13 protein-coding genes and 1 pseudogene are annotated in these 14,161 nt (G+C 63.1%); 6 read left to right on the top strand and 8 right to left on the bottom strand.

Translation table 11 applies throughout. The features are described from left to right. Window positions 1-148: 148 nt before the first annotated feature. The 6 genes from IEZ09_RS09265 to IEZ09_RS09290 form a co-directional block, all read right to left on the bottom strand. The gene (locus IEZ09_RS09265; RefSeq protein WP_189253175.1) at window positions 149-871 is read right to left on the bottom strand and encodes a M48 family metallopeptidase; all 723 of its coding nucleotides are present in this window, start codon (window positions 869-871) and stop codon (window positions 149-151) included. Further along, window positions 858-3,950 carry a type I restriction endonuclease subunit R gene (locus IEZ09_RS09270; RefSeq protein ID WP_189253176.1) on the bottom strand — a complete coding sequence of 1,031 codons (3,093 nt, stop codon included), beginning with the start codon at window positions 3,948-3,950 and terminating at the stop codon, window positions 858-860. The genes IEZ09_RS09265 and IEZ09_RS09270 overlap by 14 nt, the downstream gene beginning before the upstream one ends. Beyond that, the gene (locus IEZ09_RS09275) at window positions 3,947-5,134 is read right to left on the bottom strand and encodes a restriction endonuclease subunit S (RefSeq protein ID WP_189253177.1); all 1,188 of its coding nucleotides are present in this window, start codon (window positions 5,132-5,134) and stop codon (window positions 3,947-3,949) included. Before IEZ09_RS09275 ends, IEZ09_RS09270 begins: the two co-directional genes overlap by 4 nt. Further along, entirely contained in the window at window positions 5,134-7,566 is a 2,433-nt protein-coding gene (locus IEZ09_RS09280) for a type I restriction-modification system subunit M (protein WP_189253178.1), read from the bottom strand. Before IEZ09_RS09280 ends, IEZ09_RS09275 begins: the two co-directional genes overlap by 1 nt. 331 nt (window positions 7,567-7,897) lie before the next feature. Beyond that, complete coding sequence (locus IEZ09_RS09285; RefSeq protein ID WP_189253179.1) at window positions 7,898-8,083, bottom strand: DUF397 domain-containing protein; 186 nt, start codon at window positions 8,081-8,083, stop codon at window positions 7,898-7,900. Between the two features lie 15 nt (window positions 8,084-8,098). Beyond that, entirely contained in the window at window positions 8,099-8,950 is an 852-nt protein-coding gene (locus tag IEZ09_RS09290) for a helix-turn-helix domain-containing protein (RefSeq protein ID WP_189253180.1), read from the bottom strand. 125 nt (window positions 8,951-9,075) lie between these two features. On the opposite strand from IEZ09_RS09290, the gene IEZ09_RS09295 reads away from it, so the two are divergent. From IEZ09_RS09295 to IEZ09_RS09305, 3 genes are read left to right on the top strand one after another with little or no spacing between them, the layout of a single operon-like run. Then, window positions 9,076-9,288 (top strand): hypothetical protein, encoded by a 213-nt coding sequence (locus IEZ09_RS09295; protein WP_189253181.1) that lies wholly within the window; start codon window positions 9,076-9,078, stop codon window positions 9,286-9,288. After that, a complete protein-coding gene (locus tag IEZ09_RS09300) occupies window positions 9,278-9,481 on the top strand; it encodes a hypothetical protein (protein ID WP_189253182.1) in 204 nt (67 codons plus the stop codon). The genes IEZ09_RS09295 and IEZ09_RS09300 overlap by 11 nt, the downstream gene beginning before the upstream one ends. Then, window positions 9,481-10,053, top strand: a complete 573-nt coding sequence (locus tag IEZ09_RS09305; RefSeq protein WP_189253183.1) for an acyl-CoA synthetase family protein — start codon at window positions 9,481-9,483, stop codon at window positions 10,051-10,053. The genes IEZ09_RS09300 and IEZ09_RS09305 overlap by 1 nt, the downstream gene beginning before the upstream one ends. Before the next feature lie 149 nt (window positions 10,054-10,202). Here the strand turns inward: IEZ09_RS09305 and IEZ09_RS47690 are convergent, their stop codons facing one another. Both IEZ09_RS47690 and IEZ09_RS47695 read right to left on the bottom strand, forming a co-directional pair. Beyond that, window positions 10,203-10,268, bottom strand: coding sequence for a hypothetical protein (locus IEZ09_RS47690; RefSeq protein WP_301325068.1), 66 nt, complete (start codon window positions 10,266-10,268; stop codon window positions 10,203-10,205). 149 nt (window positions 10,269-10,417) lie between these two features. Further along, window positions 10,418-10,672: pseudogene (locus IEZ09_RS47695) on the bottom strand (ESX secretion-associated protein EspG); the annotation flags it as partial. On the opposite strand from IEZ09_RS47695, the gene IEZ09_RS09315 reads away from it, so the two are divergent. The 3 genes from IEZ09_RS09315 to IEZ09_RS09325 all read left to right on the top strand — a co-directional run bounded on the left by IEZ09_RS09315 (window position 10,659) and on the right by IEZ09_RS09325 (window position 14,148). Then, complete coding sequence (locus IEZ09_RS09315) at window positions 10,659-11,984, top strand: DUF2786 domain-containing protein (RefSeq protein WP_229812385.1); 1,326 nt, start codon at window positions 10,659-10,661, stop codon at window positions 11,982-11,984. The pseudogene IEZ09_RS47695 and the gene IEZ09_RS09315 sit on opposite strands and share 14 nt — an antisense overlap. A gap of 97 nt (window positions 11,985-12,081) precedes the next feature. Beyond that, window positions 12,082-12,714 carry a hypothetical protein gene (locus tag IEZ09_RS09320; protein WP_189253185.1) on the top strand — a complete coding sequence of 211 codons (633 nt, stop codon included), beginning with the start codon at window positions 12,082-12,084 and terminating at the stop codon, window positions 12,712-12,714. A gap of 114 nt (window positions 12,715-12,828) precedes the next feature. Then, window positions 12,829-14,148 carry a purine-cytosine permease family protein gene (locus IEZ09_RS09325; protein ID WP_189253186.1) on the top strand — a complete coding sequence of 440 codons (1,320 nt, stop codon included), beginning with the start codon at window positions 12,829-12,831 and terminating at the stop codon, window positions 14,146-14,148. Window positions 14,149-14,161 lie beyond the last annotated feature (13 nt).

Below are 14,161 nucleotides of genomic sequence, written 5' to 3' on the forward strand. Positions count from 1 at the left end.
CAGATCGCGGACAGCGATGGCAGGCCAGGTTTGGGTTTCCCATCACGATGCCGAACTCGATGTTGCCGCGTTCAGCATTCCGAGAGAAGCTGGTGCTGGCCACCGGCAGGATGTGGTGGTCGAGGGCGAGAATCCTTGCCCAACGCTGTCATGTCCACTGCTCGTCCGCGAGCGGTGCTTCATTCAGCTGGTCACGGAGGCTCCGCCAGTCGGGCATGAACCGATCCATGAGCTTGGTGAAGCGCGGGCCGTGGTTGCGTTCCAGGTGATGCGTCATCTCATGGAGCACGACGTACTCCAAGCAGTCTGGATGCTTCTTCGCGAGTTCGACGTTGAACCAGATGTGTCCGGTTTCGCGATTGCATGAACCCCACTTGGTCTTCATGCGCCTGAGCGTCCATCGCGGCACCGACACCTCCAGGATCGGCTCCCACTTTGCAATGAGGTTCGGGATCGCTTGTCGGAGCTGCTCCCGGTACCACCGATCGAGCAGTTCACGTCGTCGCTCGGCTGTCGTGCCGGCGGGGACGTACAGCAGCAGACGTTCGCCGTCCACCTCGAAGTGCGCTCGCCCTGGGCGCTCAACGACCTTCATACGGCGGCGAACTCCCCACACGTAGTGGGACTCACCAGTGACCATCTCTCGCTCAGACTGGCGTGCGGCTGAGCGGAGTTGATCGCGCCGCTGCTTGATCCACGGCAGTCGTCGGATCACGGCCAACCGAACGTGCTCGTCGTCGAGCTTGCGTGGAGCCGCGACCCGGACCCGCCCGAGTGGTGGATAGACACCGATGTGCAGGTTCTTGATGTCCTTGTAGATGACATCGACATCGATGCCGAGGATCGTCAGGGACGCGCTAGCGGTACTCATGGCGAGCCCGTACCAGTTCGAACAGTTCATCGAGCCGGTCGAAGTCCTCAGGCAGCGCCCGAGCGATTGCGCGCTTGACCTTCTTCTCCTTGATCGGGTTGCCCACCCACGAATCCGGCTTCGTGTGGCGGATCGTCGTGTCGATCTCAACAGCGATCTCGGTTGACGGCCAGAAGAAGTCGATCAGGGCGCGGCGAGCTCCGTTGCTGGCCCACTCCGGGTACTCGGTGTCGGATTCGCCTTTGCCGAGCTTGATCGCGTGCTCAAGCAGCTTCGAGAGGTAGTCCTTGTAGTCCAGCGCTCCCTGACGACGCTCTTCGAGGATGGCATCAAGCAGCTCGGACATCTTGTCGTAGTACTTGGGATTCATCGCGCGCTCGTCGATGATCACCTTGCGCATGTTATTGGTGATCGTCTCGGCTACGGCTTCGGGGTCTTTCCGGATTCCCGTAGGGAGTTTGTCTAGCGCACCTGCACCCATCTGCACAATCAGTTGGATCAGCCCGGCTTCCTGGAAGTCGGACACCACCTCGGAGGGCTTTGCACTGATGTAGGTGTCAAGCAGGTGGCGCATGCCGGCCTCATACTGCTTAAAGTCGACGTTCTCGCCGGCACCGAGCTTGACCTCGTCGCGCACGTTGGCATAGTGGGCGATCTCGTTCTTGATCGCTGCGGCTTCGGTATCGCTGTAGCCGGCGGCGTTCATCTCGTTGGCAACGTTGGCGTACGCGCGTGTCACGGCTGCGACAGCCTTGTACAACGCGACTCGCTTGTGCTCGTTGGCCTTAATCTGCTCGACGTTGCCCTGCTCGCGCGCACAGAAGTACTGCTGGTACTGCAGAGTGTTCTTCGGCGGCTCTACCGGCTCACACAGCGCACGGATCTTCTCCAGAGCCTCGTCGAGATCTTCACGAGCCTTCTCGATCCGGTCTGACAGGAGTCCCTCGATGTCCTTCCTCTCGTAGCCTTCCAGGGCGCCGCCGGTGTAGTCGGTAATGGCGGATTCAAGGGAGTTGAACAGGTCCCGGTAGTCGACGATGTAACCGTAGTCCTTGTCATCGCCGTCGAGGCGGTTGACCCGGCAGATCGCCTGGAACAGACCGTGGTCCTGCATCTTCTTGTCGATGTACAGGTAAGTTGCGCTTGGAGCGTCGAAGCCGGTCAGGAGCTTGTCGACGACGATGAGCAAGCGCATCTGACCGGGGTGGTTGATGAAACGATCCTTGACGTCCTTCTCGAACTGCTCGACCTTGGTCATCGCCTTGTCAGCGGGTTCGTTGAAGTGGTCGGCGAGCATCTGCCGGTAGATCTCGTACTGGCGCAGCCTCTCAGTGGCGCCGTGGCCGGAGTCTTCCTTGGCGATGTCGCCCGCTTGCGGCGTGTACGACGTGACGATGGCACACTTGCCCTTGAACCCGGCCTGCGTGAACAGCTCGTAGAACTTGCACGCCTGGTAGATGCTTGAGCTAACCAAGATCGCATTGCCGCGGCCATCGGCCAAGCGCGGCTTGATCTCCATGTCGAGCAGGATGTCGTTGACGATCTGCCGTGCGCGAGGCTCCGAGCTGACGACCTTCTGCATGGTGCCCCAGCGCTTCTTGAGCTCAGCGCGAGACAGGTCGGTCATGCCTTTCGTCTTGGCCTCGAACCACTTGTCGACCTTCTCGGGCGAGGTCAGCTCCTGGTCGATATTGCGTGCCTCGTAGCGCAGGTCCAGGACGACGCCGTCGGCCACACCCTCATCGAACTTATAGGTATGAATGAAGCTGCCGAACTTTTCGATCGTGGTGGCCTTGTCGGCCTTGAGCAGGGGCGTGCCGGTGAAGCCGATGAACATGGCGCCCGGCATGAGCAACTTCATGGCGTCGTGCATCTTGCCCGACTGGGTGCGGTGAGCCTCATCGACGAAGACGAAGAGGTTGCCTTTGGCACGGAAGTCCTTGGGGATGGTCGCGTTCAGCTCGCGGATGAACTCGCTCTCGGTCTGGTCGCGAGCCGACTCGTCTTCCGAGCCACGGAACTTGTGGACCAGCGAGCAGACCAGCCACTCTTCGTTCGTGTTGAGGGTGGTCAGTAGATCGGCGCCGCTCTTGGTGCGGTAGATCGACTCGTTGACACCGCGGAAGACCTTTTCGATCTGCTCGTCCAATTCGGTGCGGTCGGTGATGAGCAGCACGCGGCCATCAGGCTGGTGCTCGCGAATCCACTTGGCCAACCACACCATCGTCAGCGACTTGCCAGAGCCCTGCGTATGCCAAATGATGCCGCCCTCGCGCTTGGCGATGCGCTCTTGGGCTGCCTTGACGCCGAAGTACTGGTTGTGTCGACACGTCTTCTTCTGCCCCGCATCGAAGACCATGAAGTCGTGAACCAGCTCAAGCAGACGCTCTTTCGAACAGAGTTGAGTCAAGGAACGATCGAGTGGGCCCAGGTCGGCGACGTCAGACGGCTCGCGCCACGCCAGCCAGTACTTCTCCGGTGTGTCGATGACGCTGTAGCGCAGCCCTTCCACGTCGTTGCCGGCCATCACAAGCTGCACTGTGGTGAAGAACGGCCGGATGAACTCGGGCCGCTGGTTCCCGTAGCTCTGCCGAATGCCCTCGGAGACGGCGACCTTCGAGCGCTTCAGCTCGATCGTCCCTAGGGCAATGCCGTTGACGTACAGCACGATGTCTGGGCGCTTGGTGTGCTGGCCCAGCACCGTCACTTCTTCGGCCAGGGCGAAGTGATTGGCCTCTGGGCACGCCCAGTCAACAAGCCACACAGTCTCCGTCGGCTCGCCCACACCAGGCTTGACCTTCACGCCATAGCGCAGCAATCCGTAGACGTCGCGGTTCGCCTCGTACAGGTCGCGACCACCACCGAGCGAAGCGTCGCTCTTCAGCTTGTCGACCGCTTTGTTGATGAGGTTCTTGCTGTAGCCACGGGCTCGGAGGTTCTGTGCAAGCAGCCCCACCTCGATGTTTGAGTTACCTTCGCGGTACTCCCAGTTGCCGATGTACATATAGCCGAGCTGCTCGCGGAATAGGTTAACGACGCGATCTTGAGCCTTGCGCTCGGGCTGCCCGACGTTGCTCATACCGCGTTCTCCTTGGCTAGAAGGCGGGTACGGCCAGTCAGCAGTTGTTGCAACATTCCTTGTTTGATTGCCCGCTTCTTGGTGATCATTCGTTCTAGCGCGACCAGCTGGTCGTCTGCAGATTTTAGGGCTATCCCTATCCCCTGCTGCTCGTGAAGTTCGGGAGCCAGCACTGTGCGGCTTCTAATAATTCGAGAATCGATACTCGGAAATGTTGATCCTGTTTGAAGTTTGAGCAAATCGTTGACTATAGCCGCAAGTGTGTAATATACAAACTTCTGGTCATTATCGCCTGATGCGCGGACTGACGCGACGCCGCGGCCTATGCAATATCTCGTGTCAGCGACATTCATGCGGCCCGTCGAGCTGCCGCGTACGCAGATCAGAATATCGCCGGGCTCGCAGAAACGTACAGGCGCGGTGGTCCACTGTTTCGGAATCGGAGAATGAGCGGTGAACTCCGTGGGGCCGTTGATGAGCGGCACTCCGATTCGGTCCCGGTTGTACGAGCTGCCAACGGGCGATTGGCCCATTACGACTTCCGCTACTTCGCCAAACGTTGCCTCGCGCAGTGGTTCGTTGAAGCCGGAGAGGCGGGTCTTCCCAGTCAGGAGCTGGTGCATCATGCCCTGTTTGATCGCCCGCTTCTTGGTGAGGATCCGCTCAAGCGAGTCAATTTCGCGGTCAACATCTGTCATCGCTTCGGCGATCGCGTCCTGTGTGGCGATGTCGGGTAGGGGCACTGGAAGTTGAGCGTACTCACGGCCATTGATACCAGGTTGGCCGCTCCGAACTGATGTACGAGCTACCCAATCCCAATATTCCTTACTTTGCGCAAAGAGCGACAGATACTTCGGATTGAGCACTTTGCTATCCGGTGCAACGTTAATCAAGAATCCGGCGTAAACGAGTTCGCCGTCACGCGGGTCGTACAGATACGACTTGCCGACGCTGGCGCCGGTTCGTGCAAAGACCAATTCTCCGTCGGTCAGTCGGTAATTCTCCGCACTGGCATGTGCGACGCCAACCTTAGGGTTGGGTGAAAAGCGGCCAGAATTGTCGATGTCGGTGATCCGGATGTACGTGGGAACGCCAGGAGCTAGTGGCACGGCTGCCGCGTTTATGCCATAGCGGGGCGAGCGCCGGAGCAACTGTCCAAGCGGCTTGTATTCCGGAACAGTCATTAGGCGATCCCCATATCTGTAAGATATTCGGCCACCTTGGCTTCCAGATCCTCTAGTTCGACGTTGAGAGTCTCGACTGTCTCGGAGTACCGCTCGCCGAGCTGCTGGATCCGGCCAACCAAGGCCAGCGTCATGGAGTTAGCCACTTGAGCGACGCGATCTGCGATCATCGCATGCCACTTGTTGTCGAGAATAAGCTGCTTGATCTCGGGCAGTGTGAGATCGCCATACTTTTGGAGGGTTACCAGATTGAGCGCGGCCTGACTTTCCTTTGCAGCCTTCTTCGCGACGGCATCGTCGTTGTACAGCTTGATGAGGTGTTGGAGAGCCTTGATCTCTTCTGGGTCGGTTCCTTCGTGTCGGGCGACCTTGAGACGGGCGGAAACAAGAGCTTTGTTGATCTTGTCGTCGTCCATCGCTTCGGCGAGCAGGCCGTCTTCGACCGCGTGCTCCTCGGTGTACTCCTCGATGGCGCGGCTGGCTTCCTCGGCCGCCGCGTTCAGTAGATCGACCTCGGCCTGCTCGTTCGCGAAGTAGTGCAGGACGACGAGTGCGGGTGGAATGAGGTCCATCTTGTACTTGGTGGCGCTACGCCCTGATCCGGTGACGAGATCCGGCGTCTCGGAGAGCTTGCGCTCCTTATCCTCGATGGTCTTGCGAGGCTTTGCCGCGTCCAGCCACCCGTCGTTCATGATGAGGAAGACGTCATCGTGCATGACGCCGTGCCAGTACGTCATGAGCTGCTCGTAAACGTCATACTCATCGAGCAGCGGGGTGTCCTTGAACCGAGCCAGTAGATCGTCGCCGATGTGAGCGATCAGATCCTTCGGTACGGTGTTGGCGTCGATCGCTTGCAGGATCGGCCGGTGGGCGGCGAACCAGTCGTCAACCTGACCGCGCACATCGGTAGCAAACTTCTGGAACTCGTCGGAGTCCAGGATGGTCTGTTGCACATCGGCTACGCCGACCGCAAGGTCGCTGTAGCCGGGGCGGTTCGGCTTGAAGAGCGTGGCACGAAGACTCGGGAACGCCTCCCAGTACCCGCCGAGTGCATCCAGGTCGCGGTCCGGAATCCCACCGTGCAGGTGCGCGTGGAGGTCCTGGATGTCTTCGGGTTCGGAGGAGTCGATATAACGGGGGATGTTGAGGTTGTAGTCGTTCTTCGGATCGGCAATCTCGTGAAGCGGCACCATGCGCGAGTAGCGCTCGATCTCAGTCTGCTTGTTGAAGACATCGACGATCTTGTGGATATCCTGGCTACGGAGGCGGTTCTTGTTGCCGTCCTTGATGAAGCCCTTGGAGGCGTCGATCATGAAGACACCGGTCCGCGCTTGGGCGTTCTCCTTGTCGAGGACGACAATGCAGGCCGGGATGCCGGTGCCGTAGAAGAGGTTGGCGGGCAAGCCGATGATGCCCTTGATGTAGCCACGGCGCAGCAGCTCTCTACGGATGGTGGCCTCAGCGTTACCGCGGAAGAGCACGCCGTGCGGCAGGATGACCGCGGCCTTGCCGTTGCTCTTGAGTGACTTGAGGATGTGCAGCAGGAAGGCGTAGTCGCCGTTCTTCTCAGGCGGCCGGCCGAACTCGAAGCGGCCGTATTCGTTTTCCAGGCCGTTGCTCCACGACTTGATCGAGAACGGTGGATTGGCCACGGCGAAGTCGAATGTCCGCAGCTGTACGCCCGTGATCAACTGCGGGCTGGTGATCGTGTCACCCTTGCGGATGTCGGCGTCCTCGCTGCCGTGGAGGATCATGTTCATCTTGGCCAGCGCCCACGTGGCGTTGTCCTTCTCCTGGCCGTAGATGGTGATGCCGCGAGGGGCCTCGTCGGCCACTTTGAGGAGCAACGAGCCCGACCCGCATGTGGGGTCATAGACCGTGTGGTCCTGCCGGGTGTCCGGCCCGATGCCGACGACCTTGGCGAGGACGCGCGAGACCTCAGCTGGGGTGTAGAACTGCCCCTTAGACTTGCCCGACTCCGTGGCGAAGTGCCGCATCAGATACTCGTAGGCGTCGCCAAGCAGGTCGTCGCCCTCGGCGCGGCTGCCGCGGAAGTCCAGGTCAGCGAAGATCGTCACCAGCTTGGAGAGGCGGTCCTGCATCTCCTTGCCCTTGCCGAGCCTCTCCTCGTCGTTGAAGTCGGCCAGGTCGATGACCTTCTCCAGCCCGTTGGCCTCGGCGAGTTTGCTGATGATCTTGTTGATTTTGTCGCCGATCTCCTTGTCGCCCTTGAGCGCGACCATGTCATCGAACGAGCCGCCGGCTGGGACGTCAATCAAGGAGTTGCGGTCGGCCTTGGCCTTGTCCGTTACGTACTTCACGAACAGCAGCGTGAGGATGTAATCCTTGTACTGGCTGGCATCCATGCCACCACGCAGCTCGTCGCAGCTCCGCCAGAGCGAGCTGTACAGATCCGACTTCTTGAGGGCCATTACCACGCCACCTCCTCGCCCGCATCGAGAGCTGTGCTCGCTGGAGGTGGTGCGACTGACCTGGCCATACTCTTGTATCCATCCTTCGCGTGCCAACCAGTACGCGTTCATCACGCCGGGTGATGCCAGCCTGGGCTGGTCCCACGATAGCGCTGAAGATTGCCAGCCGAGCTCTGCCATGCCGTGGGCTGATTCGCCTCAAGTGCACGTAGTCGTAGTCATGGGAGGGTTACGACAGTGCGAAGCGGCCTTGTAGGGGTGCGCTCCACTGACGATGTGGATCCGCTGGAAGAACGTGCCGACCGCGTTTCCTGTTGTGATGGGTCGGCTGTCAGCGGCTAAGGCGGTTTGTCTTTGCCTCGTTGAGGAATCCGGTCCAGGACCGGGCGGTGAAGCGCAGCATGGGGCCGGTCGGGTTCTTCGAGTCGCGGGTGGCGACGTCGTCACCCGCGAACGCCACCTCGACGCAGCTCGTACCGTTGCTGCTACGGCTCGACTTCCGCCACGCGGTGGTCATGGGTACTCCTCATGATCATCTGAGTTTCGCCAGGCGCGACTTGATCGCCTTGATCGTGTCGGCTGGCGACAATGCCGCTGCGCACAGGCGCTCTGCCGCCAGAGTGTACGCCGCGACCTGATCATGATTCTGCACGTAGACAGCGCCGTCGGGGAACTCCACGTAGCCGATGCTTCGTGCCTCGGGGAAGTCGAGCAGGATGAACTCGCCGTCCAGTCCGTCGTGCACTGCGACCGAGGTCGGCATCAGGTGCAGGGTGATGTTGTCACGCTCGGCCAACGTGAGCAGGTGCGCGTACTGATCGCGCATGATCTCGACGCCGCCCACGAGGCGGTCCAGTGCCGCTTCTTCGATCACCGCCGTGAAGATCAACGGTTCGTCGTCGTCGGTGAGACGTTTCTGTCGCTCCATGCGAAGCCTCACGACCCGCTCGATGTCGACTGCGGCCACGCGAAGGTTGTTGACCAGCAAGGCGGCGGCGTAGGCGGGCGTCTGGAGAAGGCCGTAGATCAGCAGCGGTTCGTAGGAGAACTCGCTCTTGGCGAGACCTTCCAGGCCGACAAAGGTCTTGAGCCAGTCCGGCACGACGTCGGTGAACGGTGCCCACCAGGTGGCGTGGTCTGCGCGCCCGGCGAGCGATGCCATGCGGTCGACGTGAGCGACATCGGCGCCGTAGAGGCGCAGCAGAGTGGTTACTTCCTCGGGCTGCTGTTGGTTTCGGCCGGTCTCCAAGTAGTTGATCCTCGGCTGGCTGCAGCCAAGTGCTTGTCCCGCCTCGGCTTGGGTCTTTCCGGCCCGCAGACGCGCCTGACGGAGTTCGTGACCTATGAGCCATCGCAGCGCTGACGGATCGCTCCGCTCCGACATCGCCGCACTCCTGACTGTCGATCGAGTGGTCATCCGAAGTCTCCCAACCTCTGGTCCTGCTCCGTTCGGCGGGTTCACTCGATCGCGCCATGGAGTTAGTTATACATAACTACTAGCATGGAGGCATGTTGTTCGTGCCCGTGTCGGCGTGTGAGCACCCGGTCGAGGCGGTGTTCGGGACGTTCGAGCCGCCGGACCGGCTCGACGCGGTCTGTCGTCAGTGCTGGACGGCGTTCGACGTCGACTCGATGCCGTGGGACCTGTTGGTGCGGCTGGTCGAGCACATTCGGGGCGGGCACTTCGTGCCGATGCGATCGGGGGAGCGGTGTGTGGTCTGAACTCGCCAAGGACGTGGGCGGTGTCCTGCTGTTCGTCGTGTGGCTCGCGGTGCCGCCGCTGTACGTGATCGTGCTCGGGCGTACCTATCTCGTGCGTTGTCGGCTGCTCTATCAGGAGCTACGTGACCACGGCTGCGAGTGCGACTGCTGCGTCGTCGGCGTGGGGCGACACGCGCTGGATCGGAGAAAATGATGCATCAACCGCGCCGTGCGCTCGACAAGCTCCCGCCAGTAGGCCTGGAGTTCAAGATTCACCTGCTTCGCAGGCTGCTCGACAGCGCTCCTGAGCCGTTGACCGTCAGTCAGATCATGGAAGGTGGCCCGAATCGCAGCTTCGCGTCCGGTTGGTACGCCGTGAAAGCGCTGGAGCGCATCGGCGTGGCTGTCTCGGTTCCGAAGACCGCGCAATGTCGCGTTGCCCGCTACCGCTTGGCGGATGGCGCGGCAGAGGTCGTCGGCGAGTTCGTGGTGGATTGGTTGCGTCAGGAGCCGCGGCCGCGGTTGTCGCCGCTGCCTGGCAGCAAGCAGTACCAGCAGGTGCTTGCCGTGCTCGGCGAGTACCCCGACTCGTGGTTCACGGTGAACGAGCTGACGTCCAAGCTCAGTGGCGTGCGGAAGTGCGCCCGTAGGCCGACGGTCGAGCTGTATGCCGCCGGCTACCTGCTCCGCCGCCTCTCGGACGGCGGGAAACCCGGCCGCGTTGAGTACCAGTACCGCTTGGACCCCGACGCCGCACCGCATGCGCGGGCACTACTCGATGCGTGAGTCCCGCGCCACGTCCCGAAAGCAAAGCCTGTGCCCGAAGACAAACCGTTCAAGGACATGACCATGGCCGAACTTCTGGCCAACCAGGTCGACAGGCGCCGGTCGAACACGCGCAGCAGCGCGCCGGTCAGACCGACGACGAGGACTGATCAGTTGGTGCGGCTGAGCAGCTCGGTGACGGCATGGGTGAGCCGCCCGTGGTCGGCTGGGGCCAGAGTGGACCAGTCACGCCCGTCGCCCGAGGCGCGGCGGGTGAACTATCAGCGGCCGTCCGGGGTGTCGTAGAACGAGACGGCGTACGGCCCGCGGCGACGTGGGCCGAGTCCGCCGTGCCGGCGCTCGCGGCAGGCTGCGCCGAACTGGGGTCGAGCACCTCGGCCGGGAGGCTGACGGATCGAGCTCGCGGCGTCGCGTGCTCGGGCAACAGCGTCACGACCGACCGGGCCAGTGCGCTCTCGTCGATCCCCTGCAACGGGAACTCGTCCGCGGTGAGCACCGCGAGCACCGCGTAATGGCCGACACCGGCGGCGAGTGCGCGCGTCGCTGAGGGAGTGTCGGACCGGATCGCTAGCCTGCGGGAAGGACTACCGCCGAGGAGGACTGGCGTGGGCAAGCGCAACCGCGAGAAGCGGGCGGCGAAGAAGAAGGTCAGGGCGAACCGCGGCCCGACTCCACCCCGGTACGACTTCGACGGGTACGAGGAGCCGTGGGCGCCGCCTCCGGTCGTGTCGCCGGAGATGGTGGCCGAAGGGTTGAAACAGGCGGCTTTCGCCCGTGCGTCCGACACGGACTTCGTGGACAGAACCATCGCGGATCTCGCGGGTCGCAGGCCCGTCGCCAACCCCCGGACGGTGGCGATCGGTGCCGGGATCGTGTTGGACGCGGTGATCGACCTGGTCTGGGCGAAGGGATGGACGCCCGTCGATGTCCGCGAGCACGTCCGCCGGACCGCCGACGCGGCAGCCGGCAGCCTGCTGGTCGACGTGATCGCCGCGGACACGGCGAAACACTCTCCGTCCACTGTGGACGAGCGGTGGGCAGCGCAGGTGCGTGGCGCCGAGGTCTGGTGGGAGTCCGGTGTGCCGCAACTGTTGCAGTGGGCGGACCGTCACGGAGCCGATCTGGAGTTCGCGCTGCGGACCACGATCGTGGTGATCGACGAGTTGATGAGGTTGCCCGAGCTGCCGGTCATCATTCCGGCGCCGGGATCGGGGTCCGCGCGTTCGGCCGCGTCGGTGAGCGGTGTTGATCAGAAGGTGCTGACGCGGGTTCGAGGTCTGCTGGCCAAGGCGGAGTCCACCCAGTTTCCCGAGGAGGCCGAGGCTCTGTCGGCCAAGGCACAGGAACTGATGAACCGGCACGCCTTCGAACGTGCCGTCCTCGACGCCGACGAGCGCCGGAAGCAGACGGCGGCCTCCACCCGGTTGTGGCTTGACGCGCCGTATGTCGATGCCAAGGCGCATCTGGTCCACCAGATCGCCAAGGCGAACCGGTGCCGGTCGGTGTTCTATTCCCGGTTCGGGTTCGTCGCGCTGGTAGGGGAGTCGATGGACCTGGAGATCACCGAGCTGCTGGTCACCTCGCTGCAGGTGCAGGCGACCCGTGCGATGGTCGCCGAAGGCAGTCAGGTCACCAGGGCTGGAACGTCCCGTACGCGGTCGTTTCGGCAGTCCTTCCTGATCTCGTACGCGGCGCGCATCGGGGAACGGCTCGAGGAGGCCGGGGCTCGTGCGCACGATCCGGTGGAGGACGAGCGGCTGTTGCCGGTGCTGGCCGAGCGGTCGCAGGTGGTCGAGGAGACGTTCGAGAAGATGTTCAGCAACCTCGCCCAGAAGTCGGTGACCGTCACCGACGGCGCGGGGTGGGAGGCGGGCCGGGTGGCAGCGGACCGGGCGGACATCAGCATCGACCGTCGCGCTGTCGGTGTCTGATCAGCCGACTCGCGCGGTGACCTCGATGGGGTGATCCACGTGGTGGCGTGGATCAAGGAACGGGTGGCGTTGCGTCGATCGGGCTAACCTGCCGCGCGTGCGGACGAGGCTGACCCCCATGCAGCAGGCGGTGGTGGACGCCGGGCGCCCGTTGCCGCAGCTCACCGACCCCCTTGAGGTCGAGTTGCTGGTCAGTGCGTTTGTCGGGCCCTTTGCGGACAACGAGGAGTTGTGGGAGGTCGTTGTCCATCACCTGAAAGAGGTGCCCAGTCGGCGCAGTGCGGCTCTGCTGACGGCGTTGGGGCATCTGCTGCCTGGGCGGCCTGGGGGGTGGGCCAAGGAGGCGGCCCGGGAGCAGGGGGCGCCGGTGTGGGACATGGGGGCGCTCACCTTTGGGGAGTGCTGGATCGGGGATCGATCCATCGATGCCGGATATCTGGCGTTGTTGTGCAGTTATGCGTACGGGGATGAGCCGCACGCGATGGTTTTCATGATCGATGAAATCAGTGGGGGGCTCACGCGGCACGCGTTTTTGACGCGGCGGGTGGAGGAGGCGCTGGAGCGGCTCAAGGGGCAGGTGCGGTTGGAGTCGATCACGGCGGAGGCTGCTCATTGGTTGCTCAGTCGCAGCTACGACCGGTTCGAGCGGCGGCCTGGGCTGGGGTTCGGCCTCGATGTGCACCACACTCGGCTGGTGGCGCGGCGGCGGATTGCGCTGGCCATGAATTAGACGGGCCGTGCGGATTGCAACGTGTTGAATCGCCCGACTGTGCACATTGTCTGTAGCTCGATCGTGACTCGGCCATTACTGTCCGGGTTGTCGATCACAGGGCGGAGGGACGACGTGGCCGCTCTTCTCGGGCATGACGATCAGGCCCTCATCCGTGTCCCTGACCAGGCGCGGCACCCGTGGTTGTCAGTCGCGACCCAGCGCTTCGGGCAGACGACCGCGCTGAGCCAGTTGTTGCTGGGCGCGACACTCGGCTTCGGGATGACGTTCTGGGACGCGTTCCTCGCGCTCACGATCGGGGCGCTGCTGCTCAACGCCGTGGCTGTCGCGGTGGGGATCATCGGGCAGCGGGAAGGGCTGTCGACGGCCATCCTCACGCGGTGGACCGGGTTCGGGCACGCCGGGAGTGCGATGCTCGGGCTGATCATCGCTTTGTCGTGCACCGGGTGGTTCGGGGTGCAGACCGGGCTGGCCGGGGTGACGCTCGCGGGCGTGGCCGGGGTGTTGCCGGCGCCTGTGTGGTCGCTCATCTTCGGCATCGTCGTCACCGTCATCGCGGCCTATGGCGTGCGGTGGATGGCGTGGACGGCCTACCTGGCGGTGCCGGCGTTTCTGCTGCTGCTCCTGTGGCTCGTGCTGACGAACGTCAACGACTTCGCGGCGACGCTCAGCAGTCCGGCGCCTGGGCCGTCCATCGGGATGATGACCGCGGTGACGCTGGTGACCGGCAGCTTCATCGTCGGGGCCGCGATCGCGCCGGACATGACCCGCTTCAACCGCAACGAGTGGGACGTCGTCAAGCAGACCGTTCTGGGCATCACGCTGGGCGAGTGGGTCATCAGCCTGGCCGGGGTGGTCCTCGCGCACGGGCTGAGCACCACGGACATCATGGGCCTCATCGGCTCGTCCAGCGGGTGGATCGGGGCGCTGGTCGTCGTCACCGCCGTGTTGAAGATCAACGACTGGAACCTCTACTCGGCGTCGCTCGGGCTCGTGAACTTCTTCGACGCCGTGTTCGCGGTGCGGATCAGCAGGGCCCAGGTGACGGTCATGGTCGGGTTCGCGGGCAGTTTTCTCGCCGCCGCGGGCATCGTGCACCAGTTCAGCCACTTCCTGGTGCTGCTCGGCGTGGTGTTCCCGCCGGTCACCGGCATCATGATCGCCGAGTACTACGTCGTGCGGCGGTGGCGCAACGAGATCATCTCCACGCGGCCCTACGTGCCGCGGTCGGCTCCCTCGTGGGTGCCTGCCAGCGTGGTCATCTGGCCGGTGTCCGCCGTCATCGGCGAACTGGTGCCGTTCGGGCAGTCCAGCGTGAACTCGCTCGTGGTCGCGTTCGCCCTCTACGTCTCGGCCGGCCGGCTGGACCTGCTGCGCATGAGGACTCGCAGGGCCACCAACCGTAAGGTGGTCGGGGAAGCATCCGCCGCCTGAGGAGTGGTTCGGC

The organism is Lentzea flava (assembly GCF_014648475.1).
Classification (GTDB): Bacteria; Actinomycetota; Actinomycetes; order Mycobacteriales; family Pseudonocardiaceae; genus Lentzea; species Lentzea flava.